Origin of the sequence: Lysobacter sp. Hz25, from assembly GCF_046097045.1 — a bacterium.
GTDB classification, from domain to species: Bacteria; Pseudomonadota; Gammaproteobacteria; order Xanthomonadales; family Xanthomonadaceae; genus Lysobacter; species Lysobacter antibioticus_B.
This window is the reverse complement of the sequence record NZ_CP175666.1, coordinates 3,147,562-3,171,471: the sequence shown is the minus strand read 5'-3', so window position 1 is coordinate 3,171,471 and position 23,910 is coordinate 3,147,562. Positions and strand designations below refer to the sequence as shown.

Genomic DNA, 23,910 nt, shown 5'->3' with positions numbered 1-23,910 from the left:
TCCGTGATCGCGGACGCGGCTCGCAGGCGGGGCCGCGCTCGTCGGATGCTCAGGACGGCGCGGCGAGCACCTGGATCGCCGCGGAGAACTTCGGCCCGCGCGCCAACAGCCGCAACCGGCGCGGACGGCGTTGCAGCCATTCGCGCAGCGCCCGCCATTCGCCCTCGCGCCAGGCCGGGTACACGCCGGATTCGTTCCAGTCGCACAACTCGTCGAACACCAGCACCGTGCCGGGCACGATGCGTTCGTCCATCAAGGTCAGCACGGTGACGGTGGACTCGTACAGATCGCAGTCGATGTGCAGCAGCGCCGCGGGGCCGGGATGCGCGGCCAGCCAGGCCGGCAGGCTGGCGCCGAATTCGCCCGGCCACAACCGCGCATTCGCCGGCACCTCGGGCAGGGCACCGGTATCGAAATGGCCGGCCGGATAGACACTGTCGGCGCTGCGTTGCCAGGGGATCGGCAACCCGCTGAAGGTGTCGAAGCCGTGCACGCTGCGTTCGGGCAAGGCCTTGGCGAGCGCGCTGAGCGAACGCCCGCGGAACACGCCGAACTCCATTACATGGCCGCTCGGGCAGTGCGCGCGGGTCACCGCGAGCAGGCTGTCGAGGTCGCTTTTGTGCGGCACCGGCAAGGCGCGAAACGCGCCGATGTCGAGTGCGGCGCCGGCATCGATCACCGGGGCCGCCGCCAGCATCGCCGTGGCGGCCTTCGCCGCCGCGTGCGCGCCGCGATCGATGCTTGCGATGTCGGCGCTGTGCGGCCGCTCCCAGTTGATCTCTTCGATGCGGCCGTCGAAGCCCTGTTGCACCGGCATCGGGAAGAACGGCGCGAGGCGTTCGATGTCGCCGATATCGTGGCGCAGCGCGGGCAGTTCGGCCTTGCGCACCCGCACGATCAACGAGATGTTGTAGCCGTAGACCTTGAGCCGGGCCTCGCGGCAATCGATGCCGGCGACGATCAGGTTGTACAGCAACAGCCCGGCGTTCCACACCGTCAGGTGGCCGCCGACGATGTAGGGCCGCGCCGGCGGCACGGTAATGGCGAGCAAGCCGCCGGGCGCGACGAAACTCACCAGGCGTTGCAGGAACAGGCCGACGTTGGCCTGGTGTTCGAGCGCATGCGAGCACCAGACCAGGTCGTAGCGCTCGTCGCTGGCGAAATCCTCGAAGTCGCCAACGAAGTCCGGGCGATGGGCGCCGTAGGACTCGAACGAGATCGTGGTGACGCGCTTGCCGTGCTTGGCGAGGTGACGCGCCTGCAGGCCGTCGCCGCAGCCGACATCGAGCACGCTGTCGAATTCGTACTGCGCCAGCAACAGATTCAAAGCCTGGTCGGCCAACCATGGCGGTGGCGGGCCTTTCTTCTTGCCGGCCTTGCGGGGCTTAGCGCGCGCAAGCGGGCTCGGTGCCGGGTTCGGTGCCGATTTCGGCTTCGGTTTAGGGGGCGCGACGACGGCGCGGAGCGGATGGGTCTTCATGCTACGGCTCGCTCGCCGCCGGTCGCGAGCGCGACCGCCAGCCGTAGATTGGCTTCCACCCAGGCAGCCATGCCGAACTCGGGGCATTGCGGCGGCAAGGCCAGGCGTCGCTCTCGCCAATGACTGCGTTGTCCGAGCACCGCATCGATCGCCGCGGCCATCGTGTCGATGTCGTCGACGAGATGGCCGCAGCGGCCGTCGCCGAGCAACTGCTCGGCCCAGCCGACCCGGGTGGCGACCACCGGCACGCCGGCGCGCACCGCATCGAACAAGGGCCAGGGGCCGCAGTCGCTGGCGCTGGTCACGACCACGCCGTCGAAGCGCCCGATCCATTCGCCGCAGCGCGACAGCGGGCATTGCGAGAGGCCCATGACCGCGCAATCGATGCCGGCGCGGCGCAGACTCGCGGCGGTGGCATCGAGACGTTCGCCGACCAAGGCGATGCGCATCGGCGACTTGGCCCGTTGCACGGCGGCGATGAAGTCGGCGAGGCCGCTCGCGTCGCAGCCTTGCTGGTTCGCCGGCCGGCCGACCCAGGCCAATACCGGTACGGCGTCCTGGTTGGGCGGCGCCGGCGCGGCCTCGCTCCAGCCGACCGGCCGCACGATCCACTGTCGCTTCGACAGATCGATGCCGCTCGCGGCCAGGATCGCTTGCTGATCGGGATGGGCGAGGACGAGACCGCCGCAGCGGGCGACGTCGGCACGCGCGCCGCCGCGCCGATACGCCTCGGCGCCGCTCATGTCGTGCAACTGCACCACGCTGCGCATCGGATCGGGGCTGCGTGCGGCTTCGCGGGCGCGCAGGAAGATCCAGGCCTCGGCCTGCGGCAAGGGCTTCTGGGTGGCGGCGACGCGGTAACCGGGCGGCGCGGCCGACGCGAGCGCCTGCTTCCAGTGCTCGAACAACCAGCCCTTGTTCTCGGCGACCACGTTGAGGGTCGGCAACGACGGCGCCGGCATCGGCGCGGCTTTGCGCGCGGCGGCGCGGGGCAGGACGCGCGGAATCACCGTACCGGTCGGCGCCAACGGCCGTTCGCGCAGGGCGAGTTCGAGCAGACCGGCGACGCGCTGCGGGTCGGCGGCTTCGCTCAGGCTGTATTGGTGGGCGATCAGATGCTGCGCATAGGCCCGGCGGCAGGCGATGCCTTCGGCGCTGGCCGCGCTTTCGGCGAGCAGCGCCCAATCGCGCGGCGCCTCGGTCAGGAACGGTTTCACCGCGCCGCTGCGTGGCCACACGTTGCGGCCGAGCACGATCGCCGGCACGTCCCAGAGCAGGCCGTCATGGGCGACGTTGCTGTTGAGGGTGAGGATGCCTCGGCAAGCACCGCTGCGCAGCATCTCGTGGATATTGCCGCGGGTCTGCGGCCACAACAGGTCCTGTTTGCGGCGCAGTTGCAGACGCAGATGACGGTTGCGGGTGCGCGCGTCGGCCGGGTGCTGCTTGAAGATCACCGGCCACGGCGGGTCGAGGCGGCTGACGTGATCGATCAAGGCCTGCATGGTCCGCAGCGACGAGGGCGCGTGGCGGATGATGTTGGTGTCCGACTCGATCTGCAGCGGCACCAGCAGGAACTGCGCCGGCAGGTCGATCCGGTGTTCGCGATTGGCCTGCATGTACTGGTAGTAGCCGCTGAAACCGGTCGACTTGATCGCCGCGAGCCGTTGTTCGAGGGTGGCATCCTGCTCGGCGGTCAGGGCTTGCCCGTCCCAGACGAAGGGCGCGGCGTGCGAATCGGCGTTGATGCCGCGCGGGCTGATCTGGTAGTCGGCGCGCGGCAGCCAACCGTGCTCGCAGTACAGCGCCGGGCCCAGCAGGCTATGGCCGCGTCCGTTCCAGACGATCGACAGCACGCGCGGATTGCGCGCGGTCGCGCGCGGGTCGCGGCTGACCGTATGGCCGAGCGCGGCGACCGAGACGGCCAGGGTCTCGAACAGATCGCCGACCAGGCCGGCGGTGCGTTTTTCGATCGCGACTTTCATGGCGGGGCTCCTTGCGGACGCGCGAGGTCTTGCGGTTGTCGGTGCAGGTGCCCGCACCGAGGCCGGCACGGGCGCCGGCGTGGGCAGGCGGTGCAGGGTGGCTGGATCGCGCAGCCACTCGCCCTCGCCGTCGATGCGGGCGTGCGGCAGCGAATTCAGGCGGCTGATCGCGCTGAGGTTGAACAACTCGACGCCGCGTCGGCCGAGTGCGGCTGCCAACTTGCCGTACTGGCCGTCGATTTCCTTGAGCCGGGCGGCGAGGGCATGGCGGCCGGTGGCGGCGAAGAAATGATCGTCGGTGAAATCGACGCCGATCAGCCCGATCCGTCGCGCGCCCATATAAGCCGCGAGGCAGACCGCGACATAGGGCGAGTTCTGGGTGTAATGCAGCGCGTCGTCCGCCCCCGGTTCGGTGCCGGCGTACTGGCCGAGCCGGAACCGCACCACCGGCGGCCGCACCCGTCCCAGCTCGATCTGGGTGAACAGCGCCTGCGCATTGGACTGCTCGACGTAGCGGAAACGATCGTGCTTGAACTGCTGGCGCGGGTTCAGCACCACCAGATAAGTCGGGTCGAACAACCGGCCGACGTCGTTGACGCCGATGGTCACGAAGCGCTGAGGCTGCGCCAGCTGCAGCAGCGAGGGGCCGCAGCCGCAGACGACGAGCGATGCTCCGCTCAGCGTGCCGCGGAATGCGCTCAAGCCCGACGATGTCGCCTGTTTGGCCATGATCGAGCTTGGTCAGCCATGGGCTTGGGCAAGGATGTTCAGATACGCCTGCAGCTTCACTCGTTTATATGCTTCGGGGTCTTCCTCGTTGCCGCCCAGCGGTAGCGCCGGGAACAGGCCGTAGCATTCGTCGACCTCCAGTGTTCCCAGCCGCTTATGCACCGCCTTGAAGAGTTTGTCGCTCAGAATGTCTCCGCGGTTACGGGGCAGCAGACCGGAAGTCAGGAATATCGCTGGATCGGGCCCCAGATCCAGGACGCGACCCCACTGCGAATTCAGGCACCGGCTATTGCCTTCGCTCAGGAAATACAAGTCGGCGAAAGCATTTCTCGCGAAGAAGATCGCGTCGGCCGGAACGATGGGCCACTGTTTCGGGACATCGGTGAACATACGCGGGTCTACCGTCCAGAAAAGACCCTTCGAATAGCGCGCCCAACCGTCGGTCTTCCAGAGCTCGTGCAGACTCTCGTCGGCTTGCCCCAGCTCGCTCTTGAGGAAAGCCTCGTCCGGAAGCACCTGTTCTTCGGGTTTACCCAGGGCCTTGTGAAAATCGTCATACAGTTCCATGGCGGGCTCCTACTCGTAGATGGGGGGCATCAGTTTCACGTTCATGCGTATGTTCTTCTGCTCGTCCGCTTTCTTCCCCTTGATCTCTTTCTTGACCTTCTTCTCCAGGGTCTCGACCCTGGCGCCCTTCCACTGTGCGCCCAAAGAGAAGTCTTCGCGCGAACCGCCCAACCCTACGATATCCTCGCCGTCGCCACCGGCGACTTGGTCGAGCGCATGCAGGGCGGCCTTCTTATAGAGCTCGTTGTGTACTGTCACGCCGTCGTAGGCCTTGTCCGTCCATTGCGAGTTCTTGAACTTGCGTCGTCCGGATTTTCCGGTCGTGTAGGCAAGCAAGCGATTGGCGAAAGCCTTGGCGGTGCTCATGGCCTCGGCTAGCTTCATGCCGAACTGCGTCTTGTAGACGTTCTGCCGTTCTGCGATGACCCTGGCGTTGAATGCGATGAATGCCGCATCCACGACCTGGCGTTGCTTCTTGGTTCCCGCGGCGCTTCGCCCTCCCTTGACGAAGCGGGCCCGGTTGGCGAGCCATTGGTGAACGTTCATCGCGTTGATGGTGCTCTCCTGCAAGGTCAGCTGGTCGTTGAATTCCTTCGCGCCGTCGGCGTCCATGAAGGCCTTCTTGCATTTGAACTGCGGGTCTACCGCGATCGGCGGGTCGATGAAATCCATTTCGCCGGCCTTGTTGCTCTTGGCGATCGGATTGATCTCCAACTCGGCGTGGAAGAAGGTGGTCCCTTTCTTCTTTTCGTCGACGACGATATCGGCCCGGGTCAGGCGATAGCGAGTCTGTATCTGCTTCAGTTTCTTTGCGGCCTTCGAGCGCCGGCCTTCGTCTTCCAGGGCCGAGTTGGCTTCGCTTACCGCCTTGGCCAGATCCGCGCGCTTCTGGGCATCGGTTCGCTCGTCCGGCTTGGCGTCTTTCTTCCCGGTCAACTTGCCGAACAGTTTCTTGATGTAGGCGACCGCCTTCTTGATGGCCTTGTCGATGGCCTGGTCGACCTTGGTCTGGACCTTGGTGATGAAACCCTTGATCTTGGCGCTGATGCCGCCCAGGCCGATCAATGCGGCCAGGAAGCCGATCAGGATCGGCACGGCGTTGCCCAGGGCCTGTTCGACCTTGCTGATCGCGCCGCCGATCGAGCCGGTGGCGATGGCGTGGATCGAGTTGATCACCGACTCGACGAACTCCATGATCTGCGCGGCGCGCTCGACCACGAACATCACCACGTTGACGATCATCATGATCGCCTGGATGATCGCGCCGGCCGGGTTGAACATCGAAACGACCTTGGCCACGGCTTTCTGCACGATGGTGCTGACGATCCAGTCCTGGATCGCGCCGATCACCATGTCCTTGAGGTTGGACAGGTCGCCCTTGATCTGCTCCCACAGCGCGGCCGGGCCGCCGCCGATCAGGGTCTGCAGATAGCTCACCAGCTTTTCGATCACCGCCACCGCGGTCGGCCCGAGCAGCTTGACGGCCTTGGCGCGCATGCGCTCGTAGGTGATGCCGAGCACCCCGAGCACCATCTTCAGGATCGAGACCAGCGACAGGTCGCTGGGCACTTCGATGCCGGTGCCGGCCAGCGCGCCGAACAGCCACTTGACGAAACCGCGCTTGAGGTGGCCGAGGATGTTGCCGGCGAAGGCCGAGAAGCCGCCCTTGACCGCCGAGATCAGGTTGGACAGGAAGCCGCCGGGGTTGTCGAGAATCAGGTCGATGGTGTCCGCGCCCTTGCGCAGGATGCCCATCAGCTTGTCCTTGAACTCCATCAGCGCCTTGGCGACTTCGGCGATCTTCTCCTTGGCCTGGGTGACCAGGCCCTTGTTGGAATCCTGGATCGCCTTGAGCGCTTCGTCGGCCTTGTCGAAGGCTTCCTTGTACTTCTGCGCCAGGCCTTCGGCCAGCGCCTGCTTCTTGTCCTCGATGCCGGACTTGAGTTCGTTGAATTTTTCGGCGTATTCGGCGGTGAGCTGGGCGCCGCGGGCGCGCACGCCCGGCGACAGCGCCGCCTGCGCGGTGGCGATCTTGGCCTGGGCCTGGGCGACGTCGTTCTTGGCCGCGGCCAGTTCGCGTTCGACCAGGTTGGCGACCTTGACCGCCAGCGCGTCCATCGCCGCGGTGAACAGATTGCGCCCGGCCTCGTAGAAGCGGTTGACCTCCGGCGGCAGGTCGAGGATCTGGTCCTTGATCCACAGCAGCGAGCCGCCCGGCATCAACAGATAGCGTTTGAGTTTGTAATCGAACAGCGCATCTTCGACATAACTCTTCATGCGCGCCAGGGCGGCGTCGGTGCCCTGGTCGAAGATCGTGTTGACCGAGGTTTCCAGGTTCTCCAGGCGCTTGTCGACCGCGGCCTTGGCGGTGTTGAAGGTGGCGACGACGAAGTTGCTGAACTTGCTCAGCTCCAGCTCTTCGCGCGCCTTCTGCTGTTCCTGCTTCGACAGCACCTTGGTCTTGCTGCCGCCCTTGACCGAGAGCAGGCTGCTGACGCCCTTGCCGGCGACCGCCTTGGCCTGGCCGGCGGCCTTGGCCAGGGTCGCGCCTTCCTTGCCGCGGTACTTGCCTGGGCCGGCATCGGAATCCTTCTGTACCGCTTTCTCGGCGGTCATCACCGCCGAGAAGCGCGGGTCGTTGGCGTTCTTCAGGCGGGTGTCGGTCTGCTTGGTCGCCTTCTTGGCATCGGCGACCTCGGTCTTGCTTTCTTCCAGCGAAATCTCGGCGGCGGGTTTCGGCGCCGGCATCGCCGCGGCGGCGTCGACCTGCGGCGGCGGCACGCCGGGCTCGGGCGGGATCGGCGTGACCGGCTTGGCCGGCACGCCGGCTTCCGACGGCGGCGCGTTCGAGGTCTGCTGCAGATCGCCGGTGGCGGCCTGTTTCTGGTTGCCGACTTCGCCCTTGAGCGAACCCTTGATCTCGTTGCCGGTGCCGCCCTTCATGAACTTCTCGGTGTCACCGAGCGTCTTGGGCATGACCTTGGCGATTTCGGCGCGCAGGATCGACAGGAAACTGGCGGTCTCCGGTTTCGGCGTCTCGGCCTCTTCGAGCTGGTCGACCTGCTTGGCGCGCGCGCCGGCGGCCTTCTCGTTGGCCGGGCCCTTGGCGGCCTTGCCGGATTCGTCGGACTTGCGTGACGGCGGCGGATGTTGCTTGAGCTTGCGGCTGTCGGCGTTGAGTTTGTCGACCACGCGCTTGTAGCGCGGGTCGTTGCGCGGGTTGGCCCGTTTGGCGACGCGCGCGACGGCCATCGTCAGTGTCCGGGGCCGCTGCGTGGCGGATCGAGCGCACGCATCGGGCAGTTGGCACCGATCTTGCGGTATTCGCGGGTCAGCGCCGCCTGCAGGTGCACCGCGGCGATGGCGTTGCCGCTCTGCAGGGCGAGCAGGCGTGCATGCATCACCACGTTGCGCCACTGGCCGCCGCTGAGGGCGCAGCGGCTGGCGGCATCCTGCAGCCAGCCTTCGTCGCAGCCGTCGCTGCCCAGGTGCAGGCGCAGGATCTCGTAGCGTCGCCAGGCATCGGGGGCGCGGAAGTTCACCACCACGTCCATGCGCCGGGCGAAGGCGCGGTCGATGCGGTCGGCGGCGTTACTGGTGACCACCAGGATGCCTTCGAAGGACTCGATGCGTTGCAGCAGGAAATTGGTTTCGAGGTTGGCGTAGCGGTCGTGCGAGGAGCCGACCTCGGTGCGGTTGGCCATCAGCGCATCGCCTTCGTCGAGCAGCAGCACCACGTCGAGTTCTTCCGCTGCGCTCAAGGCATGGTCGAGGTTCTTCTCGGTTTCGCCGAGGTATTTGTTGACCGTCGCCGACAGGTCGATGCGATAGACGTCCTTGCCGAGCTCGGCCGCCAGCAGGCGCGCGGCCAGGGTCTTGCCGGTGCCGCTGGAACCGGCGAACAGGGCGCGCACGCCGACCCCATGCATCGCCACCTCGGCCGAACCGCTCGCCAGCGGTTCGCGCCAGCGGCAGCGCGTCGCCAGCGCGTCGATCTCTTCGCGGGTGGCGTCGTCGACGATCAGGTCGTCGAGTGAGCCGGTCGCCTGCAGGCGCGTGGCCAGGGTTTCCAGGCGCGCGGTCTGCAGGCTGCGGCAGGCGCGGCGCAAGTCCTCGTGTTGCGGGCGCTCGCGCTGGGCGAGGCGTGCGAACGCGTTCGCCGCCGCCGCGACCTGGCGCACGTGGCCGCTCGACAAACGCATGCGCCCGGACAGGTCGGCGAGGGTCTCGGCCGATTGCTCGGGCAGGCACGCCGACCAATGGCGTTGCCGTTGCGCGGGGCCGGGCAGCGGCAGTTCGATGTCGAGCATCGGCCGGCGGTCTTCGCAGGCCCAGGCGCCGTGACGGCCGGTGACCACGAACAAGGGCGTGTCGACCAGCGGCAGCGTCGCCAGGCGCCGGGTCTCGCCGGGCGAGGAATCGGCTTCGACGACCGGCAGCGCGTCGAGCATCGCCGCCAGGGTGCCGAACAGACGCCAGCGCGTTTCGTCTTCGAACACCGCTTCGCTGGCGATCAGCAGGTCCTTGCCTAGGGTGTGGGCGAGTGCGCCGGCGAGGGTCTTGCGGCCGTTGTGGATCGGGCCGCGGATCAACAGCGCCGGTGCGCTCGCGCCGGTGCGCAGGGCGTCGAGGATGGCCTGGCCATCGAGGCTGGCGAGGGGGAAGACGTAATCGCTCAATGGGGGCAATTGCGCGTGGGCGACATGGCGCAGCCAGCGGGTCGAGCTCAATTCGCCGCGCAGACCGTCCCACACCGCCAGGGTCACGCTGGGGGTCCAGTCCGGGCGTGGCGCTTCCGGATTGGACAGCTGCACCAGGCCGTGTTCGATCAGGCTTTGCAGCGACTTGCGCACCTGGTCGATGCGGTCGTCGCCGTCGCCGCGGTCGCGCCACCAGGCCATCAACAGGCCGAAGCTCGGCCGGTTGTCGCGCCGCTGCGCCTGCTCGAACACCAGGCCGAAACGCGGGTCCTCTTCGATCAGGCCGATCGCCAGCAACAGTTCGACGTCGAGCGGGTTCAAGCCGGCGCGGCGCAGGGCCGACAACGGCAAACGCTGCGCCTGCGCTTCGGCGCGGCCTTCCCATTCGGCCAATGCGGCTCGCCAGCGCGCCGACAAGCAGGCACCGGCGGCGACTTCGCGCTCGATCTCTTCGAGGTAGTCGGCCAGGAAGGGATAGGCCTGCACGGCATCGTCGATGTCGCCGTCGGTGCAGGCCTCGGCGATGCTCGCGATCACCCCGTACAGCGCCAGCTTGAGGTGTACGGGCGCGGTGAACGGCATTTCGGCGAAGGCGATGGCGCTCGGAGCGAGGAAGGCGTTCATGCGCGGCCCTCAGACGAAGCGGAAACGGACGCTGCGGCCGGCGGCCGGGATCCAGCCGGGATCGCGGTCGAGCCCGGCCAAGCGCAGACACAAGGGCAGCGCGTCCAACGACAGGCGCACCTCGACGTCGACCAGATTGCAATGCAGTTGCGCTCGGTGGCGACAGACCAGGGCGGGGATATCGCTGTCGCCGGCGGCGAGGGCGCGCGCCAGGCGCGCTTCCAGGTAGCTGAGCAGGTAATGCAGCCAGCGGCGGTTGCGTTGGCGCGGCGAGGGCGCCGGTAGACGCGGCATGCGAACGAGCCTGGCCGTTTTCAACCCGGCGCGTTCCGCGCACCAGTCGGCGGCCTGCACGGCCGGAGTCGATGCGGTCCGACGCGGCAGATCGGCGAGCACGAAGCCCTGCGGGTGCCACAGCCGCAAGCGTCGGGTACCGGCGTGGTAGGCGACTGTTTCGGCCGCATCCCAGGGCTGCAGCCAAGCCTCGTCGATGGCCCAGTCGAGCGGTGCGACAAAGTCGTATGCGGGCGCTTGCTGCGGTTTGCGGCCGGCCAGATCGGCCAACAGCCGCCACAGTGGGTCGCGGCGAAATTCTGCGCCGAACCAGGCTTCGCCGATCAGCGCCAGCCAGTTCCATGGCGACAGCGCCAGGCCGCGCGCACGCGGCATGCTGAAATCGCCGTACAACTCCAGCGCCAAGGCCGCGTTGAGCAGGTACAGCAGGCCGCCGTAGTCGCTGTCGATCTGCACGCCGCCGGCGTTGAAGGCCGTCTGCGGCGTGCTCTCGGGTGGCGCCGGCTCGACGTCGGTGGCGGCCTCCAGTCGAACAGGCTCCGTGGCGGCCGCAGGTTCGAGCGCATCGCTCGCCGCCGCCGTATCGGCGGTCACGACGGCCGGTGGGGCGGTACTCGCCTGGAATTGCGCAGCAATCGGCGCTGGCGACGGCTTGCGTTTGCCGCGCTTGGTTGCCGGTTCGCTGTTCGGCGGCGCCGATGAATCGAACACGGGCGGCATCGGTGCTTCCGATGCGATGCGCGCGGCGTCAGCGGCCGCGGTTTGGCTGGCGCGAGTCGGCGATGCGACCGTATCGGCCGTAGCAGTCGACGCGGCGAGCGGGGGCGTGGTGCCGGGTCGCGAATTCGACGCGGGTGCCGAGGTCGACGGTGGCAACAGCGAGTTTGTCGGTGCCACCGCCGTGCGCGATTGCGTCCACCTCGTTACCGCATCGGCGAAGGACGCACTGCGCAGCCAGCCCGGTTCGCGCACTACCGCCAGGGCGAAGGCGAGCAGGCGCAGCGTGGTCGGCCGCAATGCTTCGTTGCGCAGTTCGGGTAGCGCCGCGAGCAGGCGGATGTCGTCGCGACGCGAAGTCGGCGGGTGCCTGCTCGGGTCTGGCTCGGAACCACCGCCTGCATCGGCTGCGGGCGGACGATGCGGCGCCTCGTACGAACCCGAAGCGACGCTCGTTTGGACGGCTGCCGCCTTCGCAGTTGCGGATGTGGCAGCGAAGGCCAGGGCGAGCGGCGCGTCGTAATCCCGTGCCAGCGCCGTCAATGCGCGCCTCACATCGCCGTCGTGCAAGCGCGACAGCCAGGCCGCGGCGTCGCCGTTCGGCGCCAGCAGATTCAGCGTGGCCGCCACGTGTTGGCCGTGGCCGAGCACCTGCTCGCGCAGCCACTCGTCGACCGCGGCCCGGCCCAGCACGGTGCGCCACCACCAACGCTGCGAGACGTGACCGCGCAACCAATCGCGGATCAGGCAGGCGGCCAGTTCGCCTTCGTCGAACCAGACCGCGTCGGCGCCCGTTGCGCCGTCGTCGCGCCAGGGGCGTTTCGCGTAGCGTTGCTGCTCGCGCAGGGCTTGCGCCACGCGCGGGCCGAAGGCCGCCATGGAGTGAGACATGGTCTGCAGCTTGCGCACCAGCAACAGTGCGTTCGGCGGCAGTTCGCTCAGACTCCAGTCGACCGTAGCCAAGGCCCGCTCCAGGCCCTGCCGGGCCCGCAGCGTGTCGCGCTCCGCACTGCGCAGCCTGACGCTGCGCAGTTGGTTCGGATCGCATCGCCAGTCCAGTCGGAGCATGCGGGCCTCGGCGGGTCGCGGCGTCTACTTGCGCCGCAACAACAGGAACAGCACCAGCAACAACAGAATCAGGATCAGCCACCACCAGCGCTTCCACCACGGCTCGTGCGAAGGCGGTTCGGTGCCGGTACCCAGGCTCGACAGCGGACCGTCGCGCAGCACCTGGTCGGCGAACACGATGCTGACCTTGGGGTCGTCGCCGGGGGCGAGCCCGCCCACCTTGATCGTGTACTCGCCGGTGAGGCCGTTGTCGGTCGGCGCGCCGGCGATCGTGCCGGCGTCGATCTTGACGTTGAAGCCGCCTTCGTAGCCGGGGCCGACGTAGTTGCCGAACTTGTCGCGGGGCGTGATCACTATCACCGCATTGGCGCTGCGCGGCTCGCGCTGCACCCGCACCGCCGAATCCTTCGCGGTCGGGATCACCGGCACCTGGCGTTCGGCGAGGTCGCGGCGGCGGATCGTGCCGGTGCGCGGGTCGTTCCAGTCGTACTCGATGCGGATGCGGTAACGGCCGCCGACGTTGGTGGCGTCGAACTTGCCTTCGTAGCGGCCGTTGCCGACATGCTTGAGTTCGATCGCTTCGCCGACCGGCTTGGGTTCGATCTTGTCCAGCAGGCCGGCGGTGCGGATCAGCTGGTCGAGTTTCATCGACAGCGGCGAGGTGTCGTTGCGGATCTCGCCGTCGATCGGCTGGGCGCCGGCGTCGTGCAACAAGGTGCCGAGGTTGGCGCCGGGGCGTTCGATGATCGCGCGGATCGCGCCGGCCGGCAGGTCGGCGAGCGGGCCGTGCTCCCAGCCGACTTCGGCAACGACGCCGATCGGGCTGGCGGTGCCCAGGCGCGGGGTTTCGGTGACGCGCGCGCCCAGGCGGCTTTCCACGCCGTAGGCCGACAACTGGTACTTCAGGCCGGCGGTGCCGAATTGCCGCACCGTCACCTTCCAGTCGCCGGCCGGGCCGGCCTGGGGAATGTTGACGGTGGCGACGCGGAAGTTCGGCCCGGCGGCATTCTGGATGGCGGTGGTCATGGTGCCGTCGGGGCGGCGGATCTCCAGCCCCGCTTCACGGGCGCTGCCCTCCCAGCTCAGCACGAAGGTGACACGGGTCAGCGAGGGGTCGACGATGAAGTTGAACGGCGTCGACGCCGGCGTGCCGGCGGCCAGATCGCCGAGTGTGCGATCCAGCAGCGACACCGTGCCGCCCTTGAGGTGAGTCACCAGGTTGTCGACGAAGCTGTTGTCCATCGCCACGCCGTTGTTCGGGAACGCCGAACGGCCGGCGGTTTCTCCGGAGATTTCGTCGAGCAGTTCAGCGCTCGCGGCCATGCCGCCTTCGCCGAGGCCGATGGTGAAGATCGGGCCGCGCGGCAGCACGTCGCGAGCCAGGATGCCGCCGTTCAAGGTCAGCAGCGCGCTGCTCGGCATCGCCGCGGCGACCGCGCATTTGTCCAGATAGGTCGTGCCCGGCGGCTTGCCGGGATAAGGCTTCTCGACCGGCGCCAACACCTCGCCCTGGCGCGAGATGCACGGCGGGTTGTTCTGCTCGCCGTCGGTGAACAGCACGATCGCGGTATCGCCGACCAGTTGTTCGACCGGAACCAGGCGGGCGCGCCCCATCGTGGTGCCGGCACCGATCGAGGTGCCGCCGATGTAGGTGTTGTCGGCCAAGCCGGCCGCGACGGGCACGGCCCACGGCGCGGCGATCGCGCCGCGCTGCTTGAAGAAATTGAGGCCGTCGAGGTTCGATTCGACTGCGGTGCCGCCGAACAGGACCATGCCGAGCCTATCGTCGGGGTGACCCTCGGAGGAAATCGTCGCCGGCGGTGGCGGCGCGCCGACCGCATCCCAGACCGAGGCGAACAATTGCACCGAGGACTTCATTCGATCCCAGCGTTTGTCCGGCGAACCGGGAATTACCCAGTCCATGCTCGGCGACTTGTCGATCACCAGCACGATATTCAGTGGCAGGCGTCCCAGGTAATCGGCACCGGCGCCGGAGATCGAAGGCCGGCTGGTCGGTACGCGCACATAGGCGATGTCGCAGGACGCATCCGAAGGCGCCATGAAGCTGGTGATGCGATAGCCCTTGCCGGCGCCGAAGGTGAAACCGGTCAGTTCCAGGGTGATCGACAAGCCGGCCGGGGTGATGGTCGGCGCGCAGAAATTACCCGGGAACACGCTCTTGTAGCTGATGTCGAGACGGGCGCGCTGAGTGCCGCTGATGCGGGTCACCGTGGCGACGTCGCCGGTCGGGCTGACCCCGACCGCCTTGCAGGCCACGCCGGCGCAACCGGCGTCGGCGACCGCGATGCTGGTGCCGTCGACGGAGATCGTCGATCCGCCGCCGATCGAGGCCGCGTCGAACTCGATCGCCGACATCGCGGTCTGCATGGTCGGCGGGCTGGGCCCGCGCGAAGGCACCTGCAAGGTCAGGGTCTGGGCCCACGCGGCGGACGAGCCGATAGCCAGCAGTCCGCCGAGCAACCAAGACGCGGTGCGGGGAAAACGCATCTGACGTGTCATGCGTGTCATGGAACTCTCCTGGTTCAGGCGCCCACTACGTTGAAGGTGCCGGTGTATGCGATGTCGCTGAAGCCGGGGACCGAGACGATCACGGTCGCCGCAACCACGGGGCCTTGCGGGATGTCGGGGAAGTTGGGCACGGTGGCGACGATGGTGGTGGCGTTGGCGCTGACGATCGCCGCGGTGGTGCCGCGTATGCGCACTTGCGCCGCCGCGGTGAAATTGGTGCCGGTGATGGTGATGTTGTTGCCTTCGAGCTGGGCCGCCGGGGCGACGTTGCTGATCGTCGGCTGCGCCGCCACCGGTGCGGTGACGGTGATCTGGGTCGTCGCCGGCGTACCGTTCGGCGTGACGATGCGGATGGTGACGCCGGGCAGGGGCGGTGCGCCGCCGGTTGCGGGCGCGCCGGGAATGCCGGCCGGCACCACCACGAGCAGGCGCCGGGTCGGGTCGACCGGGTCGGGGTTGACCGAGGCCGCCGGCACGTTGTTGAAGGTCACCGTGTTCTGCGCCGCGGTGGCGCTGAAGTTGGTGCCGACGATGGCCAGCGGCGTGTTCACCGCGAAGCTGGTCGAGGCCACGCCGCTGACGGTTTCGGTGCGCGAGATGGTCGGCGGCTGATTGCCCGGATTCGGCACGCTGCCGGCGGCGCGCGACACCACCAGGTTGATCGGTGTGCCCGGCGCCACGCGCATCTGCGCCGGCGGGCTCTGGTTGAGCACCACCAGGTTGGCGTTGGCCGCGGCGAGCGGATCGACCGCCGCGCCGGCGACATCGAGGGTGAAGCCGAGGGTGAGCTGGCGCCCGGGTTGCAGCAGGATCGCGCGGGCCTCGCTCAGCAGCGAGCCGAACAGGTTCGGCACCGTCTGCGTGCCGCCGCCGGGGCCGCCCTGCAATTGCGCGAGCGCCTCCAGGATCGCGTTGATCAGATCCGATGACATCACATCGCCGGGCTGTACCTGTGAGGGAAGTGCCATGGAAGTTCTCCTGAGTGCTGGCTATGGGGCGCCGCAGCAACCGGCCAGGTTGCTGTAGTCCAGGCGCGCCATGTCGAACCGCGCGACCGCGATGTCGGGAAGTTGTCCGCTTGCGAAGACCAGCATCGGTTGCACCGGCTCGCCTTCGCGCGAGGCTTTGACGTTCTGCCAGGGGCGATACACCCAGACGAATTCCTTCTGGTTCACGTCGGTCGGCGTGGAGGCCAGCGCTTGCGCCTGCAGGGCGCCGAGCAGGCGTGCGTCGATGAAGGGCGTGCTCTGCCCGGAACCCGGCGCGGGCCGGCGCACGATGCCGGTGAAGAAGGTGGTGTCGGAAAAACCGCGCAGCGCCAGACTGTGCAGCGGCACGATCCCGAACGGCGGCAGATAGCGGAAATACTGGGTCGCGATCAAGGCCGAGGGCGCCGCCGACGCGGCGAGCAGATCGGCCAGGTGCTGTTGGAACTGCGCGCACATCGCATGGGTTTCGACCAGGCGGCGGGCGCGCGCCTGGAATGCGAACGAGGACAGTTCGGCCGGGTCGAGCGGGTTGCGCTGAAAGGCATAGCCCGACAGTGCATCGGGTTCGAGCAGGCGCCGCCGTACCGCCCAGGTGTCGACGAAGTTCAAGCCGGCGCTGGTCCAGTAGACCAGGGCGATCGGCACGTCGCAGTCGCTGAGCGCGCTGTCGCGCAGTTCGTCGACCAGACCGTAGTTCGGCGGGTCGTTCTGCCAAGGATCGAGCGCGTTGCTGTCGCGCGCCTCGATGCCGAAGCAGCGATACGCCAAGCGATTGCGGAACTGCGACGAGGACGGGTCGAGGTCGGCGAAGCGCAACGGATTCAGCGCAAGCAGGCGGAACTGCACGCCGTCGACGGTGGCGTCGGTGTTGCAGCGCACGTTGCTCGGGTCCAAACCGTTAGTGGGGGCGCGGCCTTCGCTGGTCTGCGCCGGCGCGATGGTCAGCACGTAGACGCCGGCGCCGGCGACGTAGACGCCGTCGGCGAGCGGATTGCAGTTGGCGAACACGCAGTCGCAGGCCGCGGCCTCGCCGGCATCGAAACGCCGGGTCAGGGCGACGCTGGTGTCGGCGGTCAGGCACAGGGTCTGGCCGGCCCGATTGACCGCCAGCCCGGCGCGCACCCGCAACACCGGTGCGCTGGGCTGGTCGAGGTCGGCATCGCGTGCGGCTTCCAGGCCGAAGGCGACGCCGTCGCCGAGCGCCAGCCCGAGCCGGGCGTCGGCCTCGCGACGTGCGACTTGCTCGCGGGTCAGGTCCTTGCTGGTGAGCAGGCGCCCGTTGAAGAAGTTGACGGTGCGGATGCCGCCTTCTTTGACGGGTTGTTGCAGCTGCAGGACGTTGTCGAGAGTGCTCATGGCGGCCTCATGCGGTCCCGATCGAATGCCATTGCCCGGCGCCGTCGGCGACCAGGGTGACGGCCTTTTTCTTCTTGACCGAGAACTCGGGCAGGCCGTCGATGCCGTCGCCGACCAGGGTGTCGGCGAACACGGTCAAGGCGCCGACGTCGAGGTTCTTGATCACGTAGGTGCGCCCCGCGGTCATCGGCACCGAGGCCGGCAGGGTCAGGGCGAGCTTGGCGGCGCTGCGGCCGATCACCAGGTACTGGCTGTCGTCGAGCGCCATGTCCTGGTCGGAGAATTGGACCGGCACCTGCATCGGCGAGATCGCCATCGGAGCGTCGAACTCCAGCGGCATCGGCCCGCCGAACGCCGCCCCGGCGGCGTCGCCGGTGCCGGCGCAATCGCAGCCGCACAGCGCCCATTCCTGCAGCAGGCGCAGATGGGCGAGAAAGGGCCGTGCGCTTTCGTCGATGCGCAGGCTGGCCGGGCTGCCGTCGACCTGCCAGGCGCCGCTCGGCGAACCGCCGACCCAGACCACCTCGAAACTGATCCGCGCCAGCAGCACGCAATCGCCATCCGGGTATTGCGGGCGATGGCAGCGCATGGCCATCCACAGCGGCCGCAGTTCGGTGACCCAGAAACGGAACGCGGTGCGCAGGAACTCGCATTGTTGCTCGCGCGCAAGGCTGAGCCGCGGCGAACCGAGGTCGAACAGATAATCGCCGAGGGTCGCGAACGAGGCCGGCGGCGACAGCGGCGGCGACATCGATTGCGCATCGAGCCAGGGCTGCACGGCGCCGCGCATCGCCTCGAGCCAGGCGTCGGGATCGGCGATCTGAGGCGGACTGCTGTCGAGCACGCTGACGTTGCGGCGCAGCCAGCGCACGAAATCGCGCAAGGCGTCTTCTTCGACCTGGGCCGGCGCGTGCTGGCGCAGTTCCAGGCGGAAGTCGTCGGCGACGCGCGAGGGTTTCATCAACTCGTCTTCGGACCGGCACGGCTCGCCGGGGATTGGCACCGGCCGGGTCTTGCAGTCGGCGTAGCACAGGGTCAGGTACAGCGAGATCTCGCCCGCGCCGACCGCCGGCGGGGACAGCGGCGGCGAGAGCGGTGGCGACAACGGCGGCGAGCCGGGGTCGAGCATCCGGTTCACCAGCGCGGCGTTGTCGGGCTTGGCCAGCCAGCGGTTGAGCACCGCGCACTGATCGGCCGGCACGCACACCAGCTTGCCGCTGGGCACCAGCGCCGAACCGGCGGCGACGTGCAGGCGCGGCCCGTCGCTGCCGTCGTTCTCGAATTGGATGCGCAGCCCGCTCAGCGTGCCGTAGCCGACCGCGTCGCGCGCCAGCCATTGGTCGCGTCCGGCCAGGTAAGCGAACTCCTGGGTGAAGTCGTCCACGCCGAGCACCATGCCGCGCTCGTAATTGACATGCTGCGTAGGGTCTGCGGGCAGGCCCGTCAGCGTGGTCACCGGTTCGTTGCAGCAGCCCATGATTCGCTCCTGGAGACTTGGCGGCTCAGCATTCGAGCGACAGCCGGTCGCGCCCTTGATGGCGCGGCGCACCGCCGACGAAGCTGGCTCCGAGGTAGGCGCGGCCCACCACGGCATCGGGGATCAGCTCGCTTGCGCGGCTGCCGGCACCCAACTGTGTGTCGAGCCCGAGCCGCGCCTCGCCGACGCGGTTGAAGGCCCAGTAGAAGCGCACGTCGAACACGGTGTGCGCGGGTTTTTCCAGTTCGACGATGCGCCGCGCGAGTGCCAGGCGTTCGTCGAGGCGGTAGGGATCGGCGATCACGCTCGCCACCGGCAGCAACACCGAGAAGCGGTGCGCGGTGCGATGCATCGCCAGCAATTGACGCTCGAATTGCAGCCAGTCGGTCTGCGCGGCCGGAGTCGCCGGCAGGCGATCGGGCAATGGCACCTGTTCGAACTCGGGCCAGGCGGCGAGGTGCGCACTGCGCAGGCGCTCGATGCGGCGATAGCGCCGGGCCAGGAAGTCGTGCCACAGCTTGCGTTCGCGCGCGCCGTCGCTGCGTGCGCAGAACTCCTGCCAATCCTGGCTGGCGGCTTCGCGCGCGGACGGCGCGCCCGGCAGCAGGATCTGCGCGAGCTGCGTGTAGGCGCTGGCGTGGGCGAGATTCAAGGCCGGCAGGCTGCCGTAGCGCGACATCAGGAAGCCCTGCCAACGGCTGCGCTCGGCCGCGCCGACGCTGGGCACGAAACCCAGATGCGCCGAGCAGAACGCGTTCCATTCCTGCGCGGCATCGGGATGCGCGGCAGTGTTCGGCGGCGCTGCCAGCGAGAACGGGGTCATTTGCTGCAAGGCCGATGCCGTGCTTTGCAGCCAGGCGGCATAACGATCGACCAGGCCGGCATTGCCTTCGGCCGGCGTCCACAAACTCTGCAAGACCACGTTGCGCAAGCCGTCGTCGGACGCGGCGCGGCCGAGGGCGGCGCCGGCGACCAAGGTTTCGACCAGGCGCGTTTGATAGGACTCGACGATGCGGATGCGGCCGACGCCTTCGTCGTCGGGATCGGGGCCCTCGAACATGGCCGCATCGAAGCCGGGCTCGAAGGCCAGGGTCAGGGCGACACGCAGACCGTGCACGGTGCCGCGCCAACGGAAGAAGTCCATGGCGTGGCGGACCAGCAGGCGGTGGCGGCGTTCGTCCCAGGACGGGTCCAGGGCCAGGTCGAACCAGCCGGCGAGCCAGGCCAGCGCGTCCTGCGGCACCGTGCGCGCATCGAACAGCGACTGCACGTTGGCGACGCGGTCCTCGATCTGGGTCAGGGTGCTTTCGCAGTTGGCGAGCCAGCGTTCGAGGAAATCGCCGTTGGCGCTGTCTTCGCGGTACAACGCCGGCAGGAAACGCTGCGGATAGGAGAAGCGCGGCGACCACACGCGCAGGGCGCGCAGGCGCGGCGTGGCGGTGCCGTTGCGGCCGACCAGGGTCACGCGCAGTTGCAGATAGCGGCCGTGCGCTTGTTGCAGCAGCAACTCCCAGGTGCCGGCACCGGCTTCGCGGCGGGTCGCGCGTGCGGCTTCGCGACGCAGCCAGGGCAGCTCCGGCCCGCTCGCGCGCAAGCGCGGCACCGGTTCGCGCAACCAGTTGCCGATGACTTGCGCATCCGCCGCCGGTTGCGACTCGCCGTCGAACCAACCGCTGAGTTCGTCGCCGGCGCGACTTTCGACGGTGATCGCGGTGTCGGGCGGTATCGCCGCGTCGAGCAGCAGCTTGTCCCAGACCGTGCCGAGCTCGTTGCTGTCGAATACCGGGGTCACAAACACCGCTTGCGCGGCATAGCGTTGGCGGTGCTGCTGCACCACCGGGGTCCAGCGCGGCAGGCCCAGGCCGCAGTCGTAATGGGCCTTGCCCGCGACCGAGACCAGGGCGCGGCCGCCATAGCGACGCAGCGGATACAACTCGGCCGGCGCGCGCAGGGCGAACTGCCCGTCGTGGTCGACCACTTCGAAAGCGTGGACCTGGTTGCCGACTTCGCTGGCGATGAACAAGCGCGGCGGCGCCGGTTCGGTCAGCGAGGCCGCGGTATGGCCGAGGCCGCTGGCGTAGACCATGTCGTGGGCGAGCGCGGGCAGGGCATCGAGCCATTGCGAGGCATCGGCCGCCCAGGCCGAACCCTCGCGGCGCAGCCGCACCACGCGCGAGCGTTGCAGGGGCGCGTCGCGGTCGAGCAGCAAGACCGTGCCCGCACCGATGGATTCGATCGCGATCGGATCGTGCACGGGCAGGCTCAGTGCCGCCAAGTCCAGGCCGGCGGGGAATTGCACCGCCGCTTGTTCGCGCAGCGGCCCGGAATGCGGTTGGAAGTCGTCGACGACCGCTGCGCTCAACGGCAGCGCGGTCTGCCCGCTGTTGACCACGGCCAGGGTGCAGTCGAGTTCCCACAAGCGCCGATGCACGCGATCCAACACCCAGGCGCCGCCGCCATGGCGCGGGCACAGGTCGAAGGGTTCGAACGGTACCGCCGCCGGCCAGCGGGTTTCCAGGGGCGGACCGCCGGAGATCAGGTCGAAACTCATCAGGCCGCGCAGGTCGCCGCGCGCGAACGCTGCGACGAGGTAGTCGTCTTCGCTGACGACCACGGCGAGGTAGCGGTCGGCGGCGTGCGCCTGCGCGGCCTGATGGGTCTCGAAGGCGAGGCGTCGCTCGCGGCGGGTCTGGGTGCAGTCGGCCGGTTCGGCCGGCCAGAACGGCGCTTCGCTGCCGCCTTCGGTCGAAGCGACGCGCAGGGAGGCGGCATCGTCGGCCACGCGATAGACGTTGCCGTGACGATCGGCGGCGGCCGGGCGGCGCGCGTCCAGGCTTAGCGGTGTTTCGCCGAGCGTCGCCGGCAGTTCGATCGCTTGCGGCTGCAGAGTGATCTCGCTGCGCGACGGGTCCCATCCGGGCAGGGTCGACGGGGGAATCGGCATCGGGCTGGCGAACACTTCCCACCAGAACGCCAGCGGCTGCGTCGCGGCGGACTCGGCCTCGGCAAAGTCGGCGGTCGTGCAACGCGCCCAGTCGTCGCGTCCGTACAGCATCTGGAAGCGGGCGCCGTTGACATTCATCAGCAGGTCTCCGGCACGACCGGCACCGGCAACAGCGGCGTGGTCGAGCCCGTCGAACCGCCGCCGCCGGCGCTGCCGCCACCGCCGCGCAGGGCATCGAGCGACAGGGCTTCGCCGGCGACGACCGAAATACCGAGAATGCGCGGCAGCTCCAGCCCGCTCATCTCGACCACGTCGCTGGCGCTGAGCTCGCCCTCGGCGAGCAGCACGTCGGCGACCGAGGTCACGCCGGCCACGCGCGCGACTTCGGCCAGCAACACGCGGCTGGCGACGGCGGTGCGCAGGGGCCAGCCGCGTGCCGGGTCGGCGCCGCGCGGCGTGAACAGGGCGCCGTTGCGCGGCATCGCGCCGGCCGGGCCGATCGGCGCCAGCACTTCGCGCAGACGGCGCTTGACGTCGTCGACGACCTGGGCGATCGCATAACCGGCCGCGGCTTCGATGCCCACCGAGATCCAGATGCCCTTGTAGTCGGCGCCGCGCACGACCAGTTCGGTGGTGACCAGGCGACGCGGATCGAGATGGCGGCACAGCGCGTTGAGGAACAGACGGTCGGCGCGCGGCGCATCGGGTTGGGTCGGGTCGGAGCGCGGGATCGCCATCAGGGTGACCACGCCGGGCGCCGAGCCGGGTTCGTTCGGCGACAGGTCGGGATGGAAGGCCGGCAACACCTCGATACGGCCGATCTGCACGCCGGGCGCGCGGTAAGCGACCGACTCGAAGTCGTCGATGCTGACCATGCGGTCGCGATGTTGCAGATGCCGGCGCACCTGCTTCTCGCCGGTGTCGGCCGATTCGGCATCGGCGCCGCCCCAGGTCTGCACCGGGTTGAGCACGGCGAAGCCGGACGGCAGCTGCGGGGCGTTGTCGATCTTGCCTTCGGCGACATTGCCCTGCGCACCGAGACAGAACTCGTAGGCGGCGAATACGCGCGCACCGAGTGGCAGACGGCGCCCGCGCAGGCCATCGCCGAAGCGCAGCTCGCCGGCTTCCGGATCGAGTTCGAACACCTCGGTCGGGCCGGTTTCGACGCAGGCCAGGTCGCGCGCGCTCGAACGCGGATCGGAGACCGGCACTTCCGGCGCGGCCGCGGCCAGGTCGTCGATCTCGCTCCAGCGACGCGGCGCCGCCGCACCGATCCGGGTCGACACGCTGACCGAATGACGCAGCACCGGCCGGCGCGACAGCCGCCGCACTTGATCGGGCCGGCCGTCGCCGTCGGCGAGCGGTTCGGCGGCGATACGCTGGATCTGCCGCACCGGCGTGGCGTTGATGCCGGCCCAGCGCATCCGCGCCTGCGCCGCACCGTCGGCGCGCACGCGCAGCCAGGTGATCACGCGTCCGGCCAGGGCCGCGTCGTCGAGGGTCGGCGGCATGTCGCCGACGCCACCTTCGAGCGGGTCGATGTCCTGCCAGACTTTGAGTTGCGCGGCCGGCGGCAGCGCCAGCTGCACCACGCCCGGTACCGACAGCAGGTCGACTTCGGTACGCGGTTCGAGTTGGCGATAGCTCGGTGCCGGACGGTCGCTGGCGTCGCGCGGTACGCGGCCGTCGGCCGGCACGCTCGGCAATTCGAAGCGCAGCAGTTGCCGGCTTTGCGCGTTGCCGGCCGGCAACAGTTGCGCGCTCACCGCATCCAGCGCCGGCACCAGGCCGAGGGTCAGGGTGCGGCCGCCGAGCGCATCGCGCACCGACTTCCACGGGTCCTCGGGATCGCCGGGCGCATCGGTTTTGCGCGCCAACAGGGCGATCCACAACGAGCGGTCGACGGTGTCGGCATTGAGGTCGACGCTGTCGACGACCTTGCGATCCAGCGCCAGGGTCTTGTACAGCTGCACCTCGGACGGGAACGGCAGTTGATAGGACGCGTACAGCAGCCGGTAGTAATCCAGCAGTTCCTGCGAGGGATCGTCGAGGCGGCGCTTGAAATAGACGCGCGCCTCGACCGGCAGCACGTCCAGGCCGAGTTGGGTGCGGAACGGCACCGAGCCGGCGCGCACTTCCAGGTCGGCCGGCAAGGTTTCGACCTTGGCCAGGCCGCGCTCGTTGGCGATCGCCACCAGGCCTAGCGCGGCGCTCGCGCTGGCCAGGGGAATGCGCAGCATCTGCAGAAACTTGAGGCGGTTGCGTTCCGGGGTCAGGTTGGCGCGGTACAGCAGGTTCTCGGTGAGGAAGGAGAACAACTGCACTAGGGTCACGCCCGGGTCGCTCTGGTTGAAGTTGGTCCACTCCGGCGTGTGCACGCTCGCCCGCGCCAGCGTGTCTTCCACCAGTTGGGCGAAGCGGCGATCGTCGATGGGCGGGGGCGTCAGCGGCATG

At 68.8% G+C, this 23,910-nt stretch carries 12 protein-coding genes; all 12 read right to left on the bottom strand.

Features of this window, described 5'->3' with window-relative positions; genetic code table 11:
- Window positions 1-49 precede the first annotated feature (49 nt).
- From ACKN61_RS13050 to ACKN61_RS12995, 12 genes are read right to left on the bottom strand one after another with little or no spacing between them, the layout of a single operon-like run.
- Window positions 50-1,480, bottom strand: a complete 1,431-nt coding sequence (locus ACKN61_RS13050) for a methyltransferase domain-containing protein (RefSeq protein ID WP_408949908.1) — start codon at window positions 1,478-1,480, stop codon at window positions 50-52.
- Window positions 1,477-4,164, bottom strand: a complete 2,688-nt coding sequence (locus tag ACKN61_RS13045; RefSeq protein WP_408949907.1) for a glycosyltransferase — start codon at window positions 4,162-4,164, stop codon at window positions 1,477-1,479. Before ACKN61_RS13045 ends, ACKN61_RS13050 begins: the two co-directional genes overlap by 4 nt.
- 39 nt (window positions 4,165-4,203) lie before the next feature.
- Window positions 4,204-4,758: a T6SS immunity protein Tdi1 domain-containing protein gene (locus ACKN61_RS13040; RefSeq protein WP_408949906.1), complete on the bottom strand. Its 555-nt coding sequence runs from the start codon at window positions 4,756-4,758 to the stop codon at window positions 4,204-4,206.
- Between the two features lie 9 nt (window positions 4,759-4,767).
- Window positions 4,768-8,010, bottom strand: a complete 3,243-nt coding sequence (locus ACKN61_RS13035) for a polymorphic toxin type 15 domain-containing protein (RefSeq protein ID WP_408949905.1) — start codon at window positions 8,008-8,010, stop codon at window positions 4,768-4,770.
- A gap of 2 nt (window positions 8,011-8,012) precedes the next feature.
- Window positions 8,013-10,082: an ATP-binding protein gene (locus ACKN61_RS13030; RefSeq protein WP_408949904.1), complete on the bottom strand. Its 2,070-nt coding sequence runs from the start codon at window positions 10,080-10,082 to the stop codon at window positions 8,013-8,015.
- A 9-nt stretch (window positions 10,083-10,091) separates the two neighbouring features.
- Entirely contained in the window at window positions 10,092-12,161 is a 2,070-nt protein-coding gene (locus ACKN61_RS13025; RefSeq protein ID WP_408949903.1) for a hypothetical protein, read from the bottom strand.
- Window positions 12,162-12,185: 24 nt separating this feature from the next.
- Window positions 12,186-14,669: a hypothetical protein gene (locus ACKN61_RS13020; protein WP_408949902.1), complete on the bottom strand. Its 2,484-nt coding sequence runs from the start codon at window positions 14,667-14,669 to the stop codon at window positions 12,186-12,188.
- Between the two features lie 35 nt (window positions 14,670-14,704).
- Complete coding sequence (locus ACKN61_RS13015; RefSeq protein ID WP_408949901.1) at window positions 14,705-15,658, bottom strand: IPT/TIG domain-containing protein; 954 nt, start codon at window positions 15,656-15,658, stop codon at window positions 14,705-14,707.
- A gap of 21 nt (window positions 15,659-15,679) precedes the next feature.
- Window positions 15,680-17,035 carry a hypothetical protein gene (locus ACKN61_RS13010; protein ID WP_408949900.1) on the bottom strand — a complete coding sequence of 452 codons (1,356 nt, stop codon included), beginning with the start codon at window positions 17,033-17,035 and terminating at the stop codon, window positions 15,680-15,682.
- Window positions 17,036-17,042: 7 nt separating this feature from the next.
- On the bottom strand, window positions 17,043-18,512 hold the full coding sequence (locus ACKN61_RS13005; protein ID WP_408949899.1) for a hypothetical protein: 1,470 nt from the start codon (window positions 18,510-18,512) through the stop codon (window positions 17,043-17,045).
- 25 nt (window positions 18,513-18,537) lie between these two features.
- Window positions 18,538-21,594, bottom strand: coding sequence for a phage tail protein (locus tag ACKN61_RS13000; RefSeq protein WP_408949898.1), 3,057 nt, complete (start codon window positions 21,592-21,594; stop codon window positions 18,538-18,540).
- Window positions 21,594-23,909: a baseplate J/gp47 family protein gene (locus tag ACKN61_RS12995; RefSeq protein WP_408949897.1), complete on the bottom strand. Its 2,316-nt coding sequence runs from the start codon at window positions 23,907-23,909 to the stop codon at window positions 21,594-21,596. Before ACKN61_RS12995 ends, ACKN61_RS13000 begins: the two co-directional genes overlap by 1 nt.
- Window position 23,910 lies beyond the last annotated feature (1 nt).